Annotated in this window: 2 protein-coding genes; both read right to left on the bottom strand. The window is 37.0% G+C overall.

Going from position 1 to position 1621, the window contains the following annotated elements:
- A partial coding sequence (locus Q0X72_RS13830; protein WP_297766614.1) for an O-antigen ligase occupies positions 1-1070 on the bottom strand: 1070 nt, incomplete at its 3' end.
- A 3-nt stretch (positions 1071-1073) separates the two neighbouring features.
- On the bottom strand, positions 1074-1322 hold the full coding sequence (locus Q0X72_RS13825) for a hypothetical protein (protein ID WP_297766612.1): 249 nt from the start codon (positions 1320-1322) through the stop codon (positions 1074-1076).
- Positions 1323-1621 lie beyond the last annotated feature (299 nt).

Raw genomic sequence — 1621 nt, 5'->3', positions numbered from 1 at the left:
AAGGAAAGAGAGCCAAGAAGTCCGATCGTAACTGCTAATTGCAGATACTCATTATGTGCTTTCAGTATTTTGACTCGATGTGATTTTTTTATACCATCCCTTTCCATTATATGCCAAGTACTTTCCTGGTCGAATTCTTTTCCGAAAGTATCTGGACCGGATCCCATGAATACATAGTTAGGAATCATTTTTACCGCTTCTGAAAATAGATGCCATCTGTACTCACCAGCGGCCATATCGTTATTAACTAATGCAGAGTTAATATTTGTTGATGTAGAATAAATCCTTTGAAGAGGATAGTAATTAGGTATGCACGTTATGGAAAAACCAATAAGTACAACGCAGGCGGGCAAAATTAGCTTGCGAGAAATCCTGATTAAAGAGTTCCATTTTGATAGAATTATCGCAATAGCCATTATAAATAAAGCCAAATAGGCGCCCCTAGAACCAGTCGCAAACAGGCAAGCAGATATTAATAGCAGTGCAATTTTATAAAAGTGATTCGAGCTTGTAGAAGCCTTATAAAAAGTAAGTGGAAGTGCCAATAGTAAGAGGCTGGCTAACCAGTTCGCATTGCCAATAGTAGAATAGATTCTTGTCCAGGAATATCTTAAAGTGTCTTGAGGAATTATTTGTACATTATAATATTGAAGTAACCCAATAAGGCTGACAAAAGAACTAGAGAGAATAATTGCTTCAAAAATAGACGTTGTCGAAACTGTGTTGAGGTTAGCAGATAGAAGAAAAAGCAAAATATAGCAGAGTAATGTATACACACCCTCGTGTCTCCATAAGAGGCCATCCCACACAATTTGTTGGTGTGGTGATAGACTCGCAGATAACAACACGGCAAAAAGAAATACACCAATCGGAATTAAAAGCCATTTCGGTAAGTTTATTATAGAAGTATAGCCCCCTTTAAAAACTATCCAACAAAGCAGACTTATCCCAATAAGCCATAATACAAAAGCTTTTGGAAAATAAAATTGGTCAGCAACTCCCGTCCAGGGAATTACTATGACAGGAATTAAAATTATCGCGACCTTTAGTAATCGCCCAAGAAGTATCATTTATTATCTGGAAGCTGCACAACCTTCATTCAAGGCATCCTCCATCTCCTGAAGCGCATCATCATCATCTTTATACTTCTCACGGATTTCTTTCTCTAGTTCGCGACAATCATCGAATGTTTTTGATGGATCTTTGGACTCGGTTTCTTTCCAACATTCACAAATAGTTTCAGCATCGACTTGTACACGTCCAGCACATGAAGATAGGATAGACATTGATCCAGCAAGGGCAATTATCATTACTTTTTTCATATATTTTTGATTTAATTGTTTTACCAGCATGTTGTATAATCAATTTTATTACTCCTATCCCGCAAGGAGAATTCCAAAATAAAGATACTAAGAATCTTGTAATTACCTAAATAAGAACCTCTCAGGTCATTTATGGGTTAGTCCTAACCAGACCCAAACCAAACCTCCCAATACGCTATAAACAGTGGTGAACGCTATACTATTCAGAGTGACGGAACACAGTGGATAGTCATTGCTAAATAAGGTTTATTTATCCTGACTTTTTAATGGTACACCTTCCTATAATATAGTACACCCAG

The sequence above is a fragment of the uncultured Muriicola sp. genome, from assembly GCF_947258935.1.
Taxonomy (GTDB): Bacteria; Bacteroidota; Bacteroidia; order Flavobacteriales; family Flavobacteriaceae; genus Muriicola.
Note: the sequence above shows the minus strand (reverse complement) of the source record. Positions and strands in the feature narration are given on the sequence as shown.